Raw genomic sequence first — 14,730 nt, 5'->3', positions numbered from 1 at the left:
ACGACACTGGGTAGATCATGAGCACAGAGGGAAGGGCGCATCGAATCATCGTAGTCGGAGGAGGAGCAGGCGGTCTGGAACTGGTCACGCGGCTGGGCGACAAGCTCGGCAAGAGCGGGGCCGCGCAGGTGGTACTGGTGGACCGCTCCCCCACGCATATCTGGAAACCGCTGCTGCATGAAGTCGCCGCCGGCAGCATGGATCCCCACACCCATCAGCTGGAATACGTAGCGCAGGCGCGCTGGCACCATTTCGAGTTCCAGCAAGGCGAGCTGACCGGCATCGACCGCACCCGCAAGACCATCGCGGTGGCGGCCTGCGTCGACCTCGACGGCACGGAGCTGCTGCCCGCGCGCGAACTGCCCTACGACACCCTGGTACTGGCCATCGGCTGCGTGACGCATTTCTTCGGCGTGCCCGGCGCCGCGGGCAACGCCATCGCGCTCGACACCGTGGACCAGGCGGAACGCTTCCGCCGCAAGCTGATCTCGGCCTGCGTGCGCGCCCAGAACGGACGCGGGCGCATCGGCGACGACGGCCGCCCGCGCGTGGATGTCGCCATCATCGGGGCCGGCGCTACCGGCGTCGAACTCTCGGCCGAGTTGCGCAACACCGCGCATGTGCTCAGCGCCTACGGGCTGCACCAGCTGGATCCGCGCCGCGACGTGCGCATCCACGTGGTCGAGGCCGGCCCGCGCATCCTGCCCGCGCTTTCCGAGCGGGTTTCCGCGGAAACCACCAAACTGCTTCACAAGCTCGACATTGAGGTCCTCACCGCCGAGCGCGTCACCGAAGTCACGGAGGATGCGGTGCTGACCGCCAGCGGCAAGCACATCGATGCCGACCTGACGGTGTGGGCCGCGGGCATCACCGCGCCGCCGGTGCTCTCCACGCTTGGCCTGCCGGTGAGCCGGATGGGGCAGATCGTGGTCAAGCCCACGCTGCAAAGCGAAGCCGATCCCGATATCTTCGCCTTCGGCGATTGCGCCAGCTGCCCCTGGCCCGAGAAACAGGGCACCGTGCCGCCGCGTGCCCAGGCCGCGCACCAGCAAGCCGTGTTCCTCTACGACGCGCTGCGCGCGCGGCTGGCCGGAAAGCCGCTGCCGTCGTTCGCCTTCAAGGATCTGGGCTCGCTGGTGTCGCTGGGGCACTTCAGCGCGGTCGGCAGCCTGATGGGCGGCCTGATCGGCGGCTCGATGTTCATCGAAGGCCTCATGGCCCGGGTGATGTACACCTCCTTGTACCGCATGCATGTCATGGCGCTGCACGGTGCCGTGGGCATGGGACTGGATACCGTGACCCACTGGCTGCGCAGCAAGACCAGCCCGCGCGTCAAGCTGCACTAAGTTGAGCCGCATGAGCCGTGTTAGGGCGAGGTTCGCCCCTCTTGCCGGCCGCGTGCGCTGAACTCCATGTTTGCTTAGAATCGGACTCCCGGCGCTGCCAGTATTGACCGGCAGCGCCGCCCCATGTCTTGCCCACCCGGATTCGCCATCCAAGCCAAACAGGAGACCGCATGCTGAAGCCAGAAGTGGAAAGCCTCGTACCCGGCCAGTCCTATGACCGCCGCGCCTTCGTCAAGACAGCGCTGGGCTCGGCATTTGCCGCGGCCGCCATGCCCGTGATGGCGCAGGCCATCAAGACCGATTTCGCCGGCCTCACCGCCGGCGAGGTCACCATTGCCTCGGGCGGCTTCAATATGCCCGCCTATCGCGCCCAGCCGGAAGGCAAGACCAACCTGCCGGTGATACTGGTGGTGAGCGAGATCTTCGGCGTGCACGAACATATCGCCGATATCTGCCGGCGCTTCGCCAAGCTGGGCTACCTCGCCATCGCGCCGGAGTTGTTCGCGCGCCAGGGCGATCCCAGCAGCTTCGGCACCATCCAGGAACTGCAGTCCAAGCTGATTTCCAAGGTGCCGGATGAGCAGGTCATGGGCGATCTCGACGCAGCGGTGGCTTGGGCCAAGGCCAACGGCGGCAATGCCAGCAGACTGGCCATCACCGGTTTTTGCTGGGGCGGACGCATCACCTGGCTGTACGCTGCGCATAGTCAGCAGGTCAAGGCGGGCGTGGCCTGGTATGGCCAGCTGGTGGGCGAGCCGACCCCGGTCAAGCCCAGGAATCCGATCGACCTGGCCAGCCAGCTCAAGGTGCCGGTGCTGGGCCTCTATGGCGGAAAGGACACCGGCATCACGCAGGAACAGGTCGAGAAAATGAAGGCGACGCTGGCGGCATCGAGCGATCCCTTTGCCAAGGCCTCCACCTTCGTGGTCTATCCGGAATCCGGCCATGCCTTCAATGCGGACTACCGGCCCAGCTACCGGGAAGCCGACGCCAAGGATGGCTGGCAGCGCTGCCTGGCGTGGTTCAAGCAACACGGTGTGTAGGGCGGTGCGATAGCTTGCGTTGAATCCTGGCGCCGGCGGAGCGAGCGGCAAATACGGCTTGTGCCGCAGGATTTGCAAAGTCGGCGCCAATCTACGTACAATGCGTGCTTCGTTTCTTGCAACAGTGTTGCGTCTAAGGTCGGTGCCGCTACTGTTGAGCGGATAGCCGGTCCCGGGAGCCCATCATCCATTCCACGCTTGTCTACATCCTGCTTGCCGCCACCATCTCGGGGGTGGGCAGTATCCTGGGGGCGGCGCTGCTGTCGCTGACGGTAGCCTCGCGCGTGGTCGAGCGCATGGTGAGCTTCTCGGTAGGCGTGCTGCTGGCCACGGCGCTGCTGCACTCCCTGCCGGAGGCCTTCGAATCGGGCGCCGATCCGCGTGCCTTGTTCGGCACCCTGCTGGCCGGCCTGCTCGGCTTCTTCCTGCTGGAGAAGGTCGCGCTGCTGCGCCACTCGCACCATCACGAAGGCGACGGGCACCACCACCATCACGGCCACGACCGCGAGGAAGCCGGCCGCAGCGGCATGGCCATCCTGGTGGGCGATACCTTCCACAACTTTGCCGATGGCATCGTGATCGCCGCCGCCTTCCTGGCCGATCCGCATATCGGCCTGGTCACCGCGCTGGCCATTGCCGCCCACGAGATCCCGCAGGAAGTGGGCGATTTCATCGTGTTGCTCAACGCGGGGTTCTCCAAGGCGCGCGCCTTTGCCTTCAACCTGCTGTCCAGCCTGGCTGCCATTGCCGGCGGCGTGGTGGGCTACTTCCTGCTCGACCAGATGAGCGGCTGGATTCCCTATGTGCTGGTGATCGCATCGAGCAGCTTCGTCTATATCGCCGTCAGCGACCTGATGCCGCAGATGCAGCGCAAGCCGCGCTGGCGCGAGTCGATCATCCAGGTAGTGCTGGTGGCCACCGGGATTTGCGCGATCTTCTTCATCACCAATGGCGTGCACGAGGCGCATGGCCATGCCCATGCGCACGGCGTGGCGGCTCCCGCCAGATAAGGACGCCCGCGTTCAGGCGCCGCTCGCCACCGGCCGCGCCGGGTCGGCGCACCACTCGCTCCAGGAGCCCGGATAGAGCGCGGCGCCCGGCAAGCCCGCCACCTCCAGCGCCAGCAGGTTGTGGCAGGCGGTCACGCCCGAGCCGCATTGCATGACCGCCTCGCTGGCCGGCGTTCCGGCCAGCACCTGGCCGAACTCCTGCTTCAGCGTGGCGGCCGGCTTGAAGCTGCCATTGCCTTCCAGGTTGTCCTTGAAGAAGCGGTTGACCGCGCCAGGGATATGCCCGCCGACGGGATCGAGCGTTTCGTTCTCGCCGCGGAAACGGTCCGCTGCGCGGGCATCCACCACCAGCCGCGTCGGGTTTGCCAGGTTGGCCAGCACCGCGTCGGCATCCACCGTGGGTACCAGCGAGGCCTTGCGCATCAGGTTGCCGGGCGTTTCRGGGTCCGGCGTATTGCCGGCCTCGAGCGGCAGGCCGGCTGCCACCCATGCGTTCTTGCCACCATCCAGTACCGCCACCGCGCCGTGGCCCAGCCAGCGCAGCAGCCACCAGGCGCGTGCCGCGTACATGCCGCCCTGCGCATCGTAGGCGATGACCTGGGTGTCTTCATTCACGCCGAGCGCGCGCAGGCGCGCGGCCAGCGTATTGGGATCGGGCAAGGGGTGGCGGCCGTTGCTCCCCGTCTTCTCGCCGGACAATTCGTTGTCCAGGTGCAGGTAGAAGGCGCCCGGCAGGTGGCCCACATGGTAGGCATCGCGTCCGGCGGCGGGGTTGGCCAGGTCGAAGCTGCAGTCAATCACGACGCTGTGGCGGCTGCTGTCTTCGCGCAGCGCGCGCAGGTCCTGGCTGGAGATCAGGGTGGTGAACATGGCATAACCTTGGGTTGGGAGGGCTGTACGGCATCGGCGGGTGAGCACCGTTCGCCACCTTCGATGCTACACCTCGGGGTGCACTTCCGCCTCGGGGGACTTGACCGGGGTATCGGCGGTCGGCTGCTTGTTGGAGCTTTCGCGGGCCCGGGTCAGGGTGGTGGCGATGCCGCTCGCGATGATCAGCGCCATGCCCACCCAGGACAGCCAGTTGAGCTGGTCGCGCCAGATGATCATGCCCCAGAAGCTGGAGAACACAATGCCGGCGTATTGCAGGTTGGCGGTGAGCAGCGTGTTGCCGCGCTTGTAGGCGCGCGTCATCGCGGTCTGCCCGAGCGTGGCAAGGATGCCGATGGCCAGCAGCAGGCCCGCCCCATGCCAGGTGTGGGCGCTTGGGCCGGTGAGCAGCATCCAGGCCAGGCCCACCACCATCCCGACTGCCGAGAAATAGAACACGATGCGGCCTTCGGGCTCGCCCAGCTGGCCGAGCTGGCGCACCTCGACATAGGCCAGCGCGGTGAAGATGCCGGAGATAAGGCCGATCAGGCCGCCGGTGAGCTGGTTGTGGCCGACGGACGGCTGCAGCAGGCACAGCACGCCGGCGAACGACATCAGGATGGCGCCGATCAGCTTGCGGTCTGCGCCGCCCGTGCCCGCCAGCGCGGCGCCGGCGCCCAGGATCAGCGCGATCCAGACCGGCGACATGTAGTTCAGGGTCATCGCCGTGGCCAGGGGCAGCATGGTGATCGAGGTGAACCACAGCAGCAGGGCGGTCACGCCGAACAGGCTGCGCTTGATGTGCATGGACATATGCGGCGTGCGTACCGAGGTACCCGACGAAGCCAGCACCGTCCACATGATGATCACGCCGATCAGGCTGCGGTAGAACACGATCTCGCCGGTGGCATAGAACTCGGACGCCAGCTTGACGCCCACCCCCATCAACGAAAAGGCGAAGGCGGCGAACAGCATCCAGAGCGATTGCATGGCGAGGCGAAAGGAAGAATGAACAGCGCGCGAGCCGCGCCTGGTGATGGACAAACAGGGCGGCATCGCGAAAGGCTTCGCGCGAAGCGAATGGCCGGTGCAGGGACGGCGAGGCGCCGGGCGCACACCGGAAGCGGCGATTGTAGCAGCGCGAGTGCACCGCACCAAACGCAAAACGGACCGCCCGGGCGGTCCGTTTTGTTCGCCGCGATGCCTGTGCGGCCCGCAAAGCCTTGTCCCGCCGGTCAGCCGGTAAAGGACATGGCGCGGCGATACCATTCATGAAAGTGCTGCATGCCGTCTTCCATCGGCGACTGGTAGGGTCCTGTTTCGCTGACGCCACGCTTTGCCAGTGCGCGGCGCCCGGCGTCCATGCGCTCGGCGATCTCGTCGTCCTCGATGCAGGTTTCCATATACGCTGCGCGCTCCGCCTCGACGAACTCGCGCTCGAACAGCACAATTTCCTCGGGGTAGTAGAACTCCACGACATTGCGCGTCTTGTTCGGCCCGAGCGGGTGCAGGGTCGATATCACCAGCACGTTCGGGTACCACTCCACCATGATGTTGGGGTAGTAGGTGAGCCAGATCGCGCCGTACTTGGGCAGCACGCCGTTGTTAAAGCGCAGGACAGCCTCATGCCACTTCTGGTACGTGGGGCTGCCGGGGCGCTTGAGGCCGGCGTGCAGTCCCACCGTCTGGACGCTGTGCCAGTCGCCGAACTCCCAGCTCAGGTCGTCGCAGGAGACAAAGCTGCCCAGGCCCGGGTGGAACGGTACGACGTGGTAGTCCTCCAGATAGACCTCGATGAAGGTCTTCCAGTTGTAGTTGCACTCGTGGATCTCGACGTGGTCGAGCAGGTAGCCGTCGAAGTTCAGGTCCTCGGCCACGCCCAGGCGCGCCAGGTCGGCACGCACATCGCGCTCGCCCTCGAACAGCAGGCCGTTCCAGTTTTGCAGCGGCGAGCGTTTCAGGTGGACGCACGGCTGCTCGGCGAAATGCGGTGCGCCGAGCAGTTCGCCCTTCAGGTCGTAGGTCCAGCGGTGCAAGGGGCAGACAATGTTTTTCGCATTGCCGCGGCCGTTGAGCATGATGGCCTGCCGGTGGCGGCAGACGTTGGACATGAGCTCGATCCCGTCGGCATTGCGTACCAGGATGCGGCCCTCATCCTCTGCCGCGAGCGCGTGATAATCGCCCGGCTCGGGGATCATCAGTTCATGGCCGACATAGCCAGGGCCCTTCTTGAACAGCAGTTCCAGTTCTTGTTGGTGCAGTGCCTCGTCGATGTAGACGTTGACGGGCAGTTGCGTATCAGCCGGCACCAGTTTCAGCGCGGTGCTGAGATTGGACATTATCCCCACTCCCTATGACAGGCGAAAGCAGTGAACAACCCAACCATCGAAAAGATAATCGATATGGGAAAGACAGTCAGCCGCGCGCTGGTCCGCTTCCGGGCCAGTAGATTTAGTTCGCGCTGACGAACCGCGGATTGTACCCGAGGCAAAAAGTTAAGGGACTGATTTTTTTGCCTTTTTAGCGAAAAAGTCGACCCGGGTCGTCATGAAGGTGCCGTTCAGGGCGCATTCGGAAAGACGACCCAAGCGCACAAGTCACTTTCGGACAACGGCCTGAGGGGCATCCCTATGCAAGGGATGCGGGCATCGCCTCGCTTTGGCGTAAAATCCCTGCTTCCCCAGATTCCATGTCCGCAATGCCAAAGACAACGAGCTCCCCGGCCCAGACCGATCCGGCCGCGACCGACCAGCGGTCCGCCTCCGCGCCGCCCGCCTCCTACGAAGCCGCCATGGCCGAACTGGAGGGGCTGGTAGCCAGCATGGAAGGTGGCGCATTGCCGCTGGAAGATTCGCTGGCGGCGTACAAGCGCGGGGCTGAACTGGTCCGGTACTGCCAACAGATGCTCGAGCGCGTGGAGCAGCAGGTCAAGGTGCTGGAAGGCGACGTCCTCAAGCCCATGCCCGCCGAAGCCGGCATCCAGGGAGACGCGGAATGAGCGACTCGCGCCAGAAAGTGGAAGCCGGCGATTTCGCCGCCTGGATGCGCGCCCAGGGCGCCAGGACCGAGGCTGCGCTCGATGCCGCGTTGCCCACGAATGCAACAGTGCCTTGCACGCTGCACGAAGCCATGCGGTATGCTGTGCTCGGCGGCGGCAAGCGTGTACGCCCCTTGTTGGTGCATGCGGCCGGCGAAGTGGCCGGTGCGGCGCCCGAGGCTTGCGACGCGGCCGCCAGTGCGGTGGAGATGATCCACGCGTACTCGCTGGTGCACGACGATATGCCCTGCATGGACGATGACGATTTGCGTCGCGGCCGTCCTACCGTGCACAAGGCCTACGATGAAGCGACGGCGCTGCTGGTGGGCGACGCGCTGCAAACGCAGGCATTTGTGGTGCTGGCCGAGTCGGCGTCGCTTGCCTCGCTGGACGCCGCCGCACGCTTGCGCCTGGTGGCCGAGCTGGCCCGGGCCTCGGGCTCGGTCGGCATGGCGGGCGGGCAGGCAATCGACCTGCAGCATGTCGGCCTGGCGATTTCGCTGGGCGAACTCGAGGCAATGCACCGCATGAAGACCGGTGCCTTGTTGCGGGCCAGCGTGCGCATGGGCGCCTATTGCGGGACGGTGGACGAGGCAGGCATGGCCGCGCTCGACCGCTATGCCGCGGCCGTGGGCCTGGCGTTCCAGGTGGTGGACGATATCCTCGACGTGACCGCGGATACCGCCACGCTGGGCAAGACCGCCGGCAAGGACGCGGCCCATGACAAGCCGACCTATGTGTCGTTGATGGGACTCGAACCTGCCCGCCAGCTGGCCGGGCAGCTCCGGACCACGGCGCACGAGGCGCTGGCAGGCTTCGGCGCGCGCGCCGGACGCCTGGCCGAACTGGCCGATCTCATCGTGCTGCGCTCGAATTGAGCGCGAGCTGAATTGACAAGCAGGAAAACCGACAACCGGGCACAAGAATCCGGCCGCCGAACGGACATCATGACCTACGCACTGCTCAAAACTATTGACGACCCCGCAGCCCTCCGCCGGCTGGACCGCCGCCAGCTCAAGACGTTGGCCGACGAACTCCGCGCCTACGTGCTCGAATCGGTGTCGCAAACCGGCGGCCACCTGTCGTCCAACCTTGGCACGGTCGAACTGACCATCGCACTGCACTACGTCTTCCATACACCGGACGACCGCGTGGTATGGGACGTCGGCCACCAAAGCTATCCGCACAAGATCCTGACCGGGCGCCGCGATCGCATGCACTCGCTGCGCCAGTGGGGCGGCATCTCGGGTTTCCCGCGCCGCAGCGAAAGCGAGTACGACACCTTCGGCACCGCGCATTCCTCCACGTCCATCTCGGCCGCGCTGGGCATGGCGCTGGGCGCCCGCACGCTGGGCGAGAAGCGCGTCTCCATCGCCGTGATCGGCGATGGCGCGATGACCGCCGGCATGGCCTTCGAAGCCATGAACAACGCCGGCGTCTACAAGGACCTGCCGCTGCTGGTGGTGCTCAACGACAACGACATGTCGATCTCGCCGCCGGTCGGCGCGCTCAACAACCACCTGGCTCGGCTGATGAGCGGCAAGTTCTACGCCGCCACCAAGAAGGGCATCGAACGGGTGCTGTCGGTGGCCCCGCCGGTGCTCGAGTTCGCCAAGCGCTTCGAGGAACATGCCAAGGGCATGGTGGTGCCGGCCACGCTGTTCGAGGAATTCGGCTTCAATTACATCGGCCCGATCGATGGCCACGATCTCGAGTCGCTGGTGCCGACGCTGCAGAACATCCGCCAGCGCGCCCTCGAGGGCGGCGGCCCGCAGTTCCTGCACGTGGTCACCAAGAAAGGGCAGGGCTACAAGCTGGCCGAAGCCGACCCGATCCTCTACCACGGTCCCGGCAAGTTCAACCCGGCTGAAGGCATCCGTCCGTCGCCCAAGCCGGCCCGCAAGACCTATACCCAGGTGTTCGGCGATTGGCTGTGCGACATGGCTGCCGCCGATCCCAAGCTGGTCGGCGTGACGCCGGCCATGCGCGAAGGCTCGGGCATGGTGGAGTTCGAAAAGCGTTTTCCGAATCGTTACTACGATGTGGGCATCGCCGAGCAGCACGCCGTGACGTTCGCGGGCGGCCTGGCCTGCGAAGGCCTCAAGCCGGTGCTGGCGATCTACTCCACCTTCCTGCAGCGCGGCTATGACCAGCTGATCCACGACGTGGCGCTGCAGAACCTGCCGGTGGTGTTCGCGCTCGACCGTGCGGGCCTGGTGGGCGCCGATGGCGCCACCCACGCCGGCGCATACGACATCGCCTTCCTGCGCTGCATCCCCAATATGATGGTGATGACGCCGGCCGACGAGAACGAATGCCGCCAGTTGCTGACCACGGCCTTCCAGCAGGACTGCCCGACCGCCGTGCGCTATCCGCGCGGCGCCGGCGCCGGCGTGGCGACCGAGACCGCGCTCACCGCGCTGCCGGTCGGCAAGGGCGAGATGCGCCGTACCGGCGGCGCGCGCGCCGGCCAGCGCGTGGCCTTCCTGGCGTTCGGCTCGATGCTGCACCCGGCTTTGGGCGCAGCCGAGGCGCTCGATGCTTCGGTGGCCAACATGCGCTTCGTCAAGCCGCTCGACGAAGAACTGGTGAAGAAGCTGGCGGACGAGCACGACTATCTCGTCACCGTCGAAGAAGGCTGTGTGATGGGTGGCGCGGGCAGCGCGGTGCTTGAAGCGCTGGCCGCCGCCGGCATCGCCGTGCCGGTGCTGCAGCTTGGCCTGCCCGACCGCTTCGTCGACCATGGCGATCCGGCCTTCCTGCTGTCGCAATGCGGGCTCGATGCCAAGGGCATCGAGCACTCCGTGCGCGAGCGCTTCAAGCTGACCCAGGCGGCGGTCGCCACGCGCGCGGCCTGATCCGTCCCGGTGCCGGCGTGCCCGCCGCAGGCGGGCGCGCCGGCAATCTTCGCGTTTCGTCATCGTACGACTGTCGTTCTGCCGCTATCACCGCATGGTTCGTGCGGGTATCGCCCGTTCATGGGCAGCACCAGGCAATTTCCCTTAGAATCGCAAGTTCTGTGTTCGCAGCTGCGGGAAGGCATCCCTTGCCCTCGCCCGCGGTTTCACACTCGTTGCGCGGCAAGGTTGACTGCGAAAAATGCCGCGACCGTAGAGGAAACCCGATCAATATGAATGACATCAATCCCGCCTTTGTGATGCCCGACGTGCAGTCGAGCCTCGATACCCGCCAGATCCCRATCCAGCGGGTGGGCGTGAAGGGCGTGCGTTATCCCCTGTCGCTGAAGACACCTGCCGGCGTGCTGGCCACGGTAGGCACCTTCAACCTCGACGTGCACCTGCCTGCCGACCAGAAAGGCACGCATATGTCGCGCTTCGTCGCCTTGCTCGAGGAAGAACGCGAGCCGCTCGAACTGGCGACCTTCCGTTCGCTGCTGGACAAGATGCTGGTCAAGCTGGAGGCCGAGGCCGGGCGCATCGAAGTCACCTTCCCCTATTTCATCAACAAGATCGCGCCGGTGTCGGGCGTGCAATCGCTGATGGACTACGAAGTCACGCTGATCGGTGAAGTGCGCGGCGGTGCCACCAAGGTCTTCCTGAAGGCCCTGGTGCCGGTCACCAGCCTGTGCCCGTGCTCGAAGAAGATCTCGCAGTACGGCGCGCACAACCAGCGCTCGCATATCACCATGAATGTCGAGCTGGCGGGCGACCTGCCCGTGGAGGCGCTGGTGCGCATGGCCGAGGAAGAAGCCTCGTGCGAGTTGTGGGGCCTGCTCAAGCGTCCGGACGAGAAGTTCGTCACCGAGCGCGCTTACGAGAATCCCAAGTTCGTCGAGGACCTGGTGCGCGACATCGCCATGCGCCTGAATGCGGACGATCGCATCGTGGCGTATGTGCTGGAGGCCGAGAATTTCGAGTCCATCCACAACCACAGCGCTTATGCCGTGATCGAGCGCGACAAGCGCACGGTGCGGTAAGCCGGCGCTTCAGCCAACAAGAAAGCCACCGCGAAGGTGGCTTTTTTGTTGGCTTAGCGGCGGAAGACTAGCGTGCCGGCAGGCGAATATCCGACAGTTCCCAGCGCGGCGTCACGCCGTAGCCGTAGCTGTGCTGCGCCAGTTCGGGCGCGGCCTGCAGCCGCATCGCGCCGGCAAAGGCGATCATGGCCCCGTTGTCGGTACAGAAGGCCAGGTCCGGGTAGTAGACCTGGATCTTCTTCTGCGCGCCCAGCTGGTCCAGGCGCTCGCGCAGCTGCCGGTTGGCGCCCACGCCGCCGGCCACCACCAGCCGGCGATGCCCGGTCTGCTTGAGCGCTGCCATGGACTTGGCCGCCAGCACGTCGACGATGGCGTCGACAAAGGAGCGCGCCAGATTGGCCCGGTCCTGCTCGCAAACGTTGCCCAGCTTGCGGGTTTGCGTCAGCACCGCCGTCTTGAGGCCGGCGAAGGAGAAATCGAGATTGCCCGAATGCAGCATCGGGCGGGGCAGGGCATATGCGCCGGGCGCGCCGAACTCGGCCAGCCGCGATACCTCGGGGCCGCCAGGGTAGCTCAGGCCCAGCAGCTTGGCGGTCTTGTCGAAGGCCTCGCCGGCGGCATCGTCCAGCGTTTCGCCCAGCAAGGCGTAGTCGCCGATGCCGCGCACTTCCATCAACTGCGTGTGCCCGCCGGAAACCAGCAGGGCCACGAAAGGGAACGGCGGCGGATCGCGCGTCAGCAGCGGCGACAGCAGGTGGCCCTCGAGATGGTGCACGCCCAGCATCGGCACGTTCAGGGCAAAGCCCAGGGCGTTGGCCACCGACGCGCCCACCAGCAATGCGCCGGCCAGGCCGGGCCCCTGCGTGAAGGCGATCGCATCGATGTCCTTACGGGTGCGGCCGGCTTCGTCGAGTATCTGCCGCAGCAGTGGCAGCACGCGGCGGATGTGGTCGCGGGAGGCGAGTTCAGGCACGACGCCGCCGTAGTCGCGATGCATGGCGATCTGCGAGTGCAGGGCGTGGGTGAGCAGCCCGGCCTCGGTGTCATAAAGGGCGAGGCCGGTTTCGTCGCAGGAAGATTCGATGCCAAGGACAAGCATGGGGGGAAGCTAAGGCCGGTACCAAAGGAAGCCGGCAAATCAAGGGGTTGGCGCGGGCGGCGGACCATCGGACCGGCAGCCTGGCGTGAGGCCAGCAGGGTAGCACAGCGGCGATTGCCCTGCTTTTCGCTACAATCGCCGCTTCTTCAGCGGGCATTCAGTAGGCAAGAAAAACATGGGCAGCAAGCAGACCGCACAGACCGGCCACGCTGGCGCGCGCGCAGGGCGCTTCGATGTGGCAGTGCTTGGCGCCGGGGCCGCCGGCATGATGTGCGCCGCCGTGGCGGGCCAGGGCGGTGCCAGCGTGGTGCTGATCGACCATGCCACGAAGCTGGCAGAGAAAATCCGCATTTCGGGCGGCGGGCGCTGCAATTTCACCAACCTGCAGGCCGGGCCCGCCAATTACCTGTCTGGTAATCCGCACTTCTGCCGTTCGGCGCTGGCGCGCTATACACCGCAGGACTTCCTCGACCTGATGCGGCGCCATGAGATCGACTGGCACGAGAAGCACCGCGGCCAGCTCTTCTGCAACGATAGCGCCGAGCAGGTGATCGAGATGCTGCGCGCCGAATGCGGCGCCGGCGGCGTGCACTGGCGCACCGGCTGCAGCGTGGACGAGGTCAGGCGCGAAGGCGACGATTTCCTGCTGATGACGGCGAATGGGCCAATCCGCGCCGGCGCGCTGGTGGTGGCCACCGGAGGACTTTCCATTCCCAAGATCGGCGCCACCGACCTGGGCTACCGCGTCGCCCGCCAGTTCGGCCTGGGCGTGGTCGAGACGCGCCCGGCGCTGGTGCCGCTCACCTTCGACGGACAGGGCTGGGCGCCATTCGCGCCGCTGGCCGGCGTATCGATGGAAGTCGATATCGCTACGGGCGGCGGCAAGACGGCCGGCGCTTTCCGTGAGGACTTGCTGTGGACCCATCGCGGTTTGTCCGGTCCCGCCGTGCTGCAGATTTCCAGCTTCTGGCGGCCGGGCACGCCCATCGCCATCGACCTGTTCGACGGCAACGACGCAAGTGAGTGGCTGCTTGCGCAAAAGGGCAGCAGCCGCAAGCACCTGGCCAACCTGCTGGCCGAACGCCTGCCGGCCCGCCTGGCCGATGCCTGGTGCGCCGCTGCCGGCCTGAACGGCGCGCAGCCCCTGCATGATATGCCGGACAAGGCACTGCGCCGGCTCGGGGCCGCGCTGAATAGCTGGGAGTTGATCCCGGCGGGGACCGAGGGCTATCGCAAGGCCGAGGTCACGCTCGGCGGGGTGGATACCCGGGCCCTGTCATCGGCCACCATGATGGCCCGGACGGTGCCCAACCTGTACTTCATCGGCGAGGTGGTCGATGTGACCGGCTGGCTGGGTGGCTACAACTTCCAGTGGGCCTGGGCATCGGGCGTGGCTGCCGGCCAGGCCGTTGCGGAAAACGCACGCGCCGCGACGGCGGGAGTGGCCTAGGCGGCACGGCGGAAAATTTGCGCCACGCGGGCTTGACAGTGTGTGTGCTACACTTGTAGCTTTCGTAAAACCGCCAACAGCTGCTACATATTTCAGCAAGATGACCACGATCCACCTCAAAGAAAACGAGCCGTTTGAAGTCGCCATGCGTCGTTTCAAGCGCACCATCGAAAAGAACGGCTTGATTACTGAATTGCGGGCACGTGAGTTTTACGAAAAGCCGACGGCCGAGCGCAAGCGCAAGAAGGCCGCCGCCGAGAAGCGCCACTACAAGCGCATCCGCAGCCAGATGCTGCCGAAGAAGCTGTACTGAACGCACCCTTCGCTTCTGCATCAAAACCCGCTGTGGGCAAGGCTCCGGCGGGTTTTTGCATTGGCGGTCCGACGGCCGGCGCGTTTCGCCCGGCCGGCAATGTCCCGCCCACACTTTCCTGGAAAAATTGCCATRTCCCTCAAAGCCCGTATCACTGATGACATGAAGGCCGCCATGCGGGCCCGCGAAACCGATCGCCTCGGCACCATCCGGCTGCTGCTGGCGGCCATCAAGCAAAAGGAAGTGGACGAGCGCATCGARCTCGACGACACCGCCGTGCTGGCCGTGATCGAAAAGCTGGTCAAGCAGCGCAAGGACTCCCTCTCGCAGTTCACGCAAGCCGGCCGCATCGACCTGGCGGACAAGGAAAGCGCTGAAATCGAGGTGCTCAAGGTCTATATGCCCGCCGCGCTGTCGGAGGCCGAAATTGCCGCGGAAGTACAGGCCGCAGTCGCGGAGAGCGGCGCCGCCGGTCCGCAGGACATGGGCAAGGTCATGGCGGTGCTCAAGGCCAAGCTGGCCGGCCGCGCCGACATGACTGCCGTGTCGGGGCTGGTCAAGGCCGCCCTGACGGCGCGCTGAGCTAGCTCTGGCAGCCGCTGGATCGGGGCCAGTCGCCGCCGATCCG

At 66.0% G+C, this 14,730-nt stretch carries 14 protein-coding genes; 10 read left to right on the top strand and 4 right to left on the bottom strand.

Features of this window, described 5'->3' with window-relative positions; translation table 11 throughout:
* Window positions 1-17 precede the first annotated feature (17 nt).
* From AC1DN0_RS20985 to AC1DN0_RS20975, 3 genes are all read left to right on the top strand, one after another.
* A complete protein-coding gene (locus tag AC1DN0_RS20985; protein ID WP_477111849.1) occupies window positions 18-1,346 on the top strand; it encodes an NAD(P)/FAD-dependent oxidoreductase in 1,329 nt (442 codons plus the stop codon).
* Window positions 1,347-1,516: 170 nt separating this feature from the next.
* Complete coding sequence (locus AC1DN0_RS20980) at window positions 1,517-2,389, top strand: dienelactone hydrolase family protein (RefSeq protein WP_477111848.1); 873 nt, start codon at window positions 1,517-1,519, stop codon at window positions 2,387-2,389.
* Window positions 2,390-2,571: 182 nt separating this feature from the next.
* A complete protein-coding gene (locus AC1DN0_RS20975; protein WP_276286147.1) occupies window positions 2,572-3,399 on the top strand; it encodes a ZIP family metal transporter in 828 nt (275 codons plus the stop codon).
* A gap of 12 nt (window positions 3,400-3,411) precedes the next feature.
* On the opposite strand, the gene AC1DN0_RS20970 is transcribed toward AC1DN0_RS20975, so the two are convergent.
* The 3 genes from AC1DN0_RS20970 to AC1DN0_RS20960 form a co-directional block, all read right to left on the bottom strand.
* Window positions 3,412-4,269 (bottom strand): sulfurtransferase, encoded by an 858-nt coding sequence (locus AC1DN0_RS20970; RefSeq protein WP_441631564.1) that lies wholly within the window; start codon window positions 4,267-4,269, stop codon window positions 3,412-3,414.
* A 66-nt stretch (window positions 4,270-4,335) separates the two neighbouring features.
* Window positions 4,336-5,256 (bottom strand): DMT family transporter, encoded by a 921-nt coding sequence (locus AC1DN0_RS20965; RefSeq protein ID WP_035866435.1) that lies wholly within the window; start codon window positions 5,254-5,256, stop codon window positions 4,336-4,338.
* A 245-nt stretch (window positions 5,257-5,501) separates the two neighbouring features.
* The gene (locus AC1DN0_RS20960) at window positions 5,502-6,605 is read right to left on the bottom strand and encodes an aromatic ring-hydroxylating oxygenase subunit alpha (protein ID WP_035866432.1); all 1,104 of its coding nucleotides are present in this window, start codon (window positions 6,603-6,605) and stop codon (window positions 5,502-5,504) included.
* A gap of 359 nt (window positions 6,606-6,964) precedes the next feature.
* On the opposite strand from AC1DN0_RS20960, the gene AC1DN0_RS20955 reads away from it, so the two are divergent.
* The 4 genes from AC1DN0_RS20955 to folE2 all read left to right on the top strand — a co-directional run bounded on the left by AC1DN0_RS20955 (window position 6,965) and on the right by folE2 (window position 11,240).
* Window positions 6,965-7,264: an exodeoxyribonuclease VII small subunit gene (locus tag AC1DN0_RS20955; protein ID WP_035866429.1), complete on the top strand. Its 300-nt coding sequence runs from the start codon at window positions 6,965-6,967 to the stop codon at window positions 7,262-7,264.
* A complete protein-coding gene (locus AC1DN0_RS20950; protein ID WP_477111847.1) occupies window positions 7,261-8,181 on the top strand; it encodes a polyprenyl synthetase family protein in 921 nt (306 codons plus the stop codon). The genes AC1DN0_RS20955 and AC1DN0_RS20950 overlap by 4 nt, the downstream gene beginning before the upstream one ends.
* Before the next feature lie 69 nt (window positions 8,182-8,250).
* Window positions 8,251-10,161 carry a 1-deoxy-D-xylulose-5-phosphate synthase gene (gene dxs, locus AC1DN0_RS20945; protein WP_441631561.1) on the top strand — a complete coding sequence of 637 codons (1,911 nt, stop codon included), beginning with the start codon at window positions 8,251-8,253 and terminating at the stop codon, window positions 10,159-10,161.
* A 272-nt stretch (window positions 10,162-10,433) separates the two neighbouring features.
* A complete protein-coding gene (gene folE2 / locus AC1DN0_RS20940) occupies window positions 10,434-11,240 on the top strand; it encodes a GTP cyclohydrolase FolE2 (RefSeq protein WP_035866417.1) in 807 nt (268 codons plus the stop codon).
* A 67-nt stretch (window positions 11,241-11,307) separates the two neighbouring features.
* Here folE2 and tsaD read toward each other — a convergent pair whose 3' ends face one another.
* A complete protein-coding gene (tsaD, locus tag AC1DN0_RS20935; RefSeq protein WP_477111846.1) occupies window positions 11,308-12,339 on the bottom strand; it encodes a tRNA (adenosine(37)-N6)-threonylcarbamoyltransferase complex transferase subunit TsaD in 1,032 nt (343 codons plus the stop codon).
* 175 nt (window positions 12,340-12,514) lie between these two features.
* On the opposite strand from tsaD, the gene AC1DN0_RS20930 reads away from it, so the two are divergent.
* The 3 genes from AC1DN0_RS20930 (at window position 12,515) to AC1DN0_RS20920 (ending at window position 14,684) form a co-directional block, all read left to right on the top strand.
* Window positions 12,515-13,789, top strand: a complete 1,275-nt coding sequence (locus AC1DN0_RS20930) for a BaiN/RdsA family NAD(P)/FAD-dependent oxidoreductase (protein ID WP_441631556.1) — start codon at window positions 12,515-12,517, stop codon at window positions 13,787-13,789.
* A gap of 100 nt (window positions 13,790-13,889) precedes the next feature.
* Window positions 13,890-14,102, top strand: coding sequence for a 30S ribosomal protein S21 (rpsU, locus tag AC1DN0_RS20925; protein WP_035866409.1), 213 nt, complete (start codon window positions 13,890-13,892; stop codon window positions 14,100-14,102).
* 132 nt (window positions 14,103-14,234) lie between these two features.
* The gene (locus tag AC1DN0_RS20920; protein WP_477102291.1) at window positions 14,235-14,684 is read left to right on the top strand and encodes a GatB/YqeY domain-containing protein; all 450 of its coding nucleotides are present in this window, start codon (window positions 14,235-14,237) and stop codon (window positions 14,682-14,684) included.
* The last annotated feature ends 46 nt before the right edge of the window (window positions 14,685-14,730 follow it).

Source organism: Cupriavidus sp. 05N39 (genome assembly GCF_056397325.1).
The sequence above is the reverse complement of the archived record's forward strand: the minus strand, read 5'-3'. Positions and strand labels throughout refer to the sequence as shown.